The 6,077-nt window shown below is 44.6% G+C and carries 6 protein-coding genes; 4 read left to right on the top strand and 2 right to left on the bottom strand.

Annotated elements, in window-relative coordinates; all coding sequences use genetic code 11:
- Window positions 1-307 precede the first annotated feature (307 nt).
- From GKG41_RS22855 to GKG41_RS22845, 3 genes are all read left to right on the top strand, one after another.
- A complete protein-coding gene (locus tag GKG41_RS22855; protein ID WP_154263169.1) occupies window positions 308-1,561 on the top strand; it encodes a hemolysin family protein in 1,254 nt (417 codons plus the stop codon).
- 99 nt (window positions 1,562-1,660) lie between these two features.
- Entirely contained in the window at window positions 1,661-2,587 is a 927-nt protein-coding gene (gene cysK, locus GKG41_RS22850; RefSeq protein ID WP_154263165.1) for a cysteine synthase A, read from the top strand.
- Between the two features lie 160 nt (window positions 2,588-2,747).
- Complete coding sequence (locus tag GKG41_RS22845; protein WP_154263157.1) at window positions 2,748-4,142, top strand: CHAD domain-containing protein; 1,395 nt, start codon at window positions 2,748-2,750, stop codon at window positions 4,140-4,142.
- Here GKG41_RS22845 and GKG41_RS22840 read toward each other — a convergent pair whose 3' ends face one another.
- Together GKG41_RS22840 and GKG41_RS22835 are read right to left on the bottom strand one after the other, a co-directional pair.
- Window positions 4,143-4,661, bottom strand: a complete 519-nt coding sequence (locus GKG41_RS22840; protein ID WP_154263154.1) for a GNAT family N-acetyltransferase — start codon at window positions 4,659-4,661, stop codon at window positions 4,143-4,145.
- Window positions 4,658-5,293, bottom strand: a complete 636-nt coding sequence (locus GKG41_RS22835) for a DUF6198 family protein (RefSeq protein ID WP_154263151.1) — start codon at window positions 5,291-5,293, stop codon at window positions 4,658-4,660. Before GKG41_RS22835 ends, GKG41_RS22840 begins: the two co-directional genes overlap by 4 nt.
- A gap of 116 nt (window positions 5,294-5,409) precedes the next feature.
- Here GKG41_RS22835 and GKG41_RS22830 point away from each other — a divergent pair, with 116 nt between their 5' ends.
- A complete protein-coding gene (locus GKG41_RS22830) occupies window positions 5,410-6,069 on the top strand; it encodes a LysR family transcriptional regulator (RefSeq protein WP_154263149.1) in 660 nt (219 codons plus the stop codon).
- Window positions 6,070-6,077 lie beyond the last annotated feature (8 nt).

Genomic DNA, 6,077 nt, shown 5'->3' with positions numbered 1-6,077 from the left:
ATCCCCCCCCTGCCCTGTCCCTTATGGAAAATACTGTTGACAGTCCTTGTCTGATATCATATAATTCAATTAAATTAAGTGCAGACTGCAGAAAGGAAACTGAAAATGGACGACGCCGACGGCGACGAAGACCGAACAAATTGTAGAGCAACGGCAAATATAAAAATCATACCGGACATAGCATTCTGGCAGCACCCTATAAAGTGCTGAAGGAAAGTTATGTCCTTATTTAGTGCAAAAAAAGAGAATATTTTGCAAAAAGGAGTTTATTTTATGAAGAAATTTATTGTAGGAAAGGATTTTGAGTATGAACAGTAACAGCATTTCACTGGTAATTATTGTAATCTGTATTATTATGTCGGCCTACTTTTCGGCAACGGAAACAGCCTTTTCTTCTCTGAATCGTATCCGGGTAAAGAATATGGCAGACAAAGGAAATAAAAGGGCAGAGCTTGTTTTAAAACTGGCAGGTAATTATGATGGAATGCTCTCAACCATCCTGATTGGCAACAATATTGTTAATATCGCCTGTGCATCAATTGCTACGGTTTTGTTTGTAAAGCTTTTGGGTGAGGACATGGGCGCCAGTGTCTCAACTGTGGCAACTACCGTTGTTGTACTCATTTTTGGTGAGGTTTCTCCCAAAAGTATTGCCAAAGAGTCGCCAGAAAAGTTTGCTATGTTTTCCGCACCTTTTTTAAAGGGATTTATGGTAGCTCTGACGCCCTTTAATTTTTTGTTCCGCCAGTGGAAAAAGTTCCTGTCTAAACTGGTAAAAACTTCAGAGGACCGCTCCATTACGGAGGAAGAGCTGCTGACTATAGTGGAGGAGGCAGAACAGGACGGGGGGATCGGGACCCAGGAAAGTGATCTGATCCGCAATGCCATAGAATTTACAGAAGTTGAAGCCGGAGATATCCTGACTCCCCGTGTGGATGTGGTGGCTGTATCCATTGAAGACTCCAGAGACAGCATTGCCCGGGCCTTTGCCGACAGCGGATTTTCCAGACTCCCGGTATACTTGGAGAACATTGATCAGATTGTAGGAATCCTGTATCAGAAGGACTTTTATAATTACGTATATCACACGGATGAGAAGCTGGAGAATATTGTTAGAAGGCCGCTCTTTATAACGAAGACAAAGAAAATCAATATTCTGCTAAAAGAGCTTCAGGCGGCAAAATCTCATATAGCCGTCGTGATAGATGAGTTTGGCGGAACGGTAGGGATTGTAACCCTGGAAGATATTTTGGAAGAGCTGGTAGGTGAAATCTGGGATGAGCATGATAAGGTGGTTATGGAAATAGAAAAGGAAGGGGAGAACGTCTATACGGTTCTCGGCAGCACTAACGCAGAACATTTTTTTGAGGAGCTGGACAGAGAGGAAGAATTGGAAGTGACCACAGTCAGCGGCTGGGTTATGGATCAATTGGGTAAAATACCGGAAGAGGGAGAGCAGTTTCAATTTGAAAATCTGAAAATCACTGTGCTCAAAATGTCGGGACGCCGTGTAGAAAAGATACGGGTAGAAGTCTTGCCTCAGATAGAGCGGGCCGGGTAACCGGCCCGTCCTTTTTCTACATAATTCACTTAATAACTTGAATATTTTCCCATAATAACATACAATAATGAGAAAGACTACGACACGAGGGAGAGAATCATGATCTACAACACAATCTTAGATGCAATGGGTAATACTCCGCTGATCCGTCTGAACCATATGGGGGATCCCAACGGGGCACAGATACTGGTGAAATTCGAAGGATTAAATGTAGGCGGCTCTATTAAAACCAGAACCGCTTTTCATATGATTTCAGCGGCTGAAGAAAAAGGACTGCTTCACAAGGATTCCATTATTGTGGAACCTACCAGCGGCAATCAGGGAATTGGGCTGGCATTAATCGGAGCCGTGAAGGGATACCGGACGGTGATCATTATGCCGGATTCTGTGAGTGAAGAGCGCAGGAAACTGGTCCAGCACTATGGGGCAGAGGTGAGGCTGGTGCACGATGCAGGTGATATCGGAGCGTGTATTGAAGAATGTCTCCAGCAGGCACTGAACATGGCACGGGAAGATCCCAATGTATATGTGCCCCAGCAATTTGAAAACCCGGCAAATCCATCTGTACACAGAAAATATACGGCCCGGGAGATTTTACAGGATGCAGGAGGTCCCATTCACGGATTTTGTTCCGGAATAGGCACCGGCGGCACCATCACAGGAATCGGGGAAATTCTGAAAGAGCAGAATCCGGAGATGGAAATCTGGGCAGTGGAGCCGGAGAATGCGGCAATTCTTGCAGGAGGCAATATAGGAACCCATATTCAGATGGGAATCGGAGACGGTTTGATCCCGGCCATACTGAACCAGAAAATATATGAAAATATTTATATTGTAAGTGACGAGGAAGCCTTACAGACCGCAAAGGATCTTGCCCGCCTGGAGGGGCTTATGTGCGGGATTTCCAGCGGAACCAATGTGGCGGCAGCCATTGCCCTGGCAAGAAAACTGGGAAAAGGAAAGACAGTGGTTACGGTATTGCCGGATACGGCAGAGCGATATTTCAGTACCCCACTGTTTGCGTAGAAAAGCGGGGCTTGCCATTGTATGTATGACTTGTTGTAATGCCGGCGAAAGCAGGGGAGATTCTTCCCCTGCTTTTGTGTTATATACAGGCCGGGATACCGGTAAGGGTAGTATTTTGCCGTAAAAAAGTGTACGATAGGTACAGGAAGGGGTGATACAAATGGATAAAATCATAGCTAAGAGAAACTATATGCGAAATCCCAGAGAGAAGGTGAGGCATTGGGGGGCAAAAGAATTGTGCAGCAGTTTTGGGATCAACTATGACACAAAAAAAGAGAATGCCAGACTGGCTGCACTCATTTTTCAGGCGGTGTCTGAAGATTATCAGGTGCCCCGGTCTTATGCCCCTATTGCATCCAGGGCATTCCTGTTAAAGGGGGTTGGTGAGGGTATTTTGGAGGATTCCTTTTTGGCTTTGGAGGGAGACATCGTACTTACCCATCCTCTGAAATCTCTGTCAGACAAAGAAAATATTCTTCTGGCAGCTGTTCTCACAGGAATGCGGGCAGATGCTGTGGGCGGGGCAGGCATCAAGGAGTATCTGAAGAAGATGCAGGTGAGCAAAAAGTATGTGCCGGTTGTGGAGGCGGCAATAGAAAGTGTACAGCTGGCTGAGAAGCAGGCAATTCACTCTGAGAGGGAATGCTCAGGCGGACAGAATGGGGGAAGCTCTAGCTTTTCCGTTCAGCTGGAGCTATATGTCAGCAAGCAGTTGGATATCATCCGACAGCTCACAGAAAAGACTTCTGACTATGGAGATCCGGAGGTCATACATGATATTCGGGTAGCTTTCCGCAAGCTGTACTCTGTGACTGGAGTATTTACCCGGTATATGAAGCCCCAGTGGAGCTCCTGCTATCAACCCGAACTTAACCGAAATCTTAAACAATTAGGTGCTCTACGGGATCTGGATATTCTGAATCAAAAACAAATATATTTTCTGGAAAAGAAAGGCATCGGCCCGGAAGTGTTTCCTGTATGGAACAAGATCATAGGAGAAAGGAGAGAGGGATGTCTGAGAGCGATAGAGCAGCATTTCTCCTCTGACGAATTCCCGAAGCTGGCGGCAGCTATGGAAGAAGAGATAAAGCAGGGGATCTGTACCCCTGTGCTTTGCAGAGGAAAAGAGGCGTGTCTATTTTTCCCGGAGGAAGTAAAAGAAGAGTGTGTCCGGCGTGCAGTTATGAAAATCAAAGCACAGAAGAACTGGATGGAAGGCCTGCTGGTTCCGGAACCGGTTCTTCATAAGCTTCGCCTTTCCTTTAAGGAATTAAGATATGTTTTAGATTTCTTCCGTCAGATTCTGGACAAAGAGGAAGCAGAAATGCTGGAAGCGGCCACGCTGTTCCAGGAGGTCCTGGGAGATCTGCACGATGAGAGTGTACTCCTCCAGGAAATTAGAAAATTATGCAAAAAGTCGGAAAGATACCAGCTGGATCCTGAGGAGAGAACATACTTAAAAAAATTTGAACATTTCTCGGAAAAGGAGAGAAACCGGCACTTTGCCTTATTTGAAAAACATTGGGAGGCGTATGGTAAGAAAACATACTCATAATCACCTGTGAACAGCTTCCGCGGACTTTGAAGAGTTGGTAAGTATCCATATGGAAAAAAAATCACTGTCCTTATATGGATAATCATACGCCACCGGCAGCTCCTCCTTTTCAATTTTGTGAAAACCGGCCTTTTCATAAAACTTATGTGCTCTGTCTGCGTTTTTGGGGGTATCTAAAATTATTCTTTTTACGCCATTTTCTTTTGCAAAGTTCAAAAGTGTTTTATATAATTTCCTACCTAAATGGTGTGGTTTCCCTCGATATGCCTCAGACACAAAAAATTTTTTTAACACACCAAGGCCGCTGCCGCACATCATAAGTCCGACTGAGCCAACAACTTTTCCCTGTTCCTTTGCAACCCAGAAATTTCCGCCATTATCCAGAAATTTTTCTTTGATATGTAGTAACTCCGGCTGATCGTCTACGGAAACGAACGGGCGTGTACCATCGTTCTGGCAATGCAGAACAAGCGATATTACTTCTTCACGATCCGCCTCGACATATGTTTGAATTTTCATGATGCACTCTCCTTATATTCTTCACCCAGTTTTACCCATTTTTCTGCAAGACGTTTCGCTGCAGAAATGAAATGGCCAATTGTAAATGTAATTATGATTGTACCTATCCCAAAGGTACCGCCCACTAAAAGCAGGGAAATAAAGCCGGTAATCTCAATAAGCAATCTTGACTTTTTAATACTTCCCAAATAAGAATTGGAAAGAGCAGTCATAAGTCCGTCAATGGGCATTTTGGGATAACCGGTTGCCACATAGAGCCCTGTACCTAAAGCAACTAATAAATATCCGCATAGAAATAGTGATACACGTGCAGCAACGCCAGGATGCATAAAGTTTGGGGATACCATAGCTTTTGCGGCATCTAAAAAGATTCCTTTGTAAATAATGGGAAAGACAGAGAGCCACTCCATTTTGCGGTTGAGGGCTGCGGCTATGAGTAAGAAAGCTCCCTGGATCACAACGGACCATGTGCCGAAAGAAAAGGGTGTGATCCGTTCCAGGCCGGCGAATACCCCATTCCATGCGTCTAATCCCAAATTTGTTTTTAACACGAGTGCAACGCCAAAGCAGGTACAAAGCAGTCCGATGAGATAGGCGGGAATCCTTTTACAGTTTTCTTTGTGATTTCTCAACGACTTGACACCCTCCTTTCTTAGGGATATCATAACATAAACAATCATTATTAAAAAATTGAACCTTTTGAAGTTTTAGTTCATTTTTACTGAATGATTATGGAGAGGGGGACCACATGGAGCTAAAATATCTAAACACCTTCAAAACCATACTGGAAACCGGGAGTTTTCAAAAAGCGGCAGAACGCCTGAACTATGCGCAGTCAACCATTACCCTGCAAATGCAGCTGCTGGAGAAAGAGCTTTCTGTAAAATTGTTTGAAAAGATAGGGCGCAAAATGAAGCTGACGCAGGCGGGAAAAGAACTGCTCCCCTATATCAATCATGTGATAGAAGCTGTCCAGCAGATGGAGAATTACGGAAAGTCTAACCAGGAGCTGTCCGGGACTTTGCAGATCGCCATCCCGGAAACTCTGCTTGCCTACCAAATGCCACAGGTTTTAAAACAATTTCGGCGGAAAGCTCCTAATGTAAAATTGTCTATACATTCTACAAATTGTTATGAAATACGGGCACAAGTAATGAGTGGAGCTGCAGACCTGGGTGTGCATTATGATATTGGCGGATATGCAAATTCTGTTATAGCGGAAGAACTGCGGCTATATGAGTTTATTTTGATAGGAAGTGCGGAGCTTGACACGGCTGAAACGGATTTTATATCTCAAAACCAACGGAAAAGGTTATGTTTACTGGTTGATCAAAGCAGTTGCAGTCGGCGGACTCCAACGGACGGTTTTGCGGAGCAAAACGGACGCGATGCGGAGCGAGCGGACTAACCTATTAT

It is taken from the genome of Lactonifactor sp. BIOML-A5 (assembly GCF_009677585.1).
Taxonomy (GTDB): domain Bacteria; phylum Bacillota; class Clostridia; order Lachnospirales; family Lachnospiraceae; genus Lactonifactor.
The sequence above is the reverse complement of the archived record's forward strand: the minus strand, read 5'-3'. Positions and strand labels throughout refer to the sequence as shown.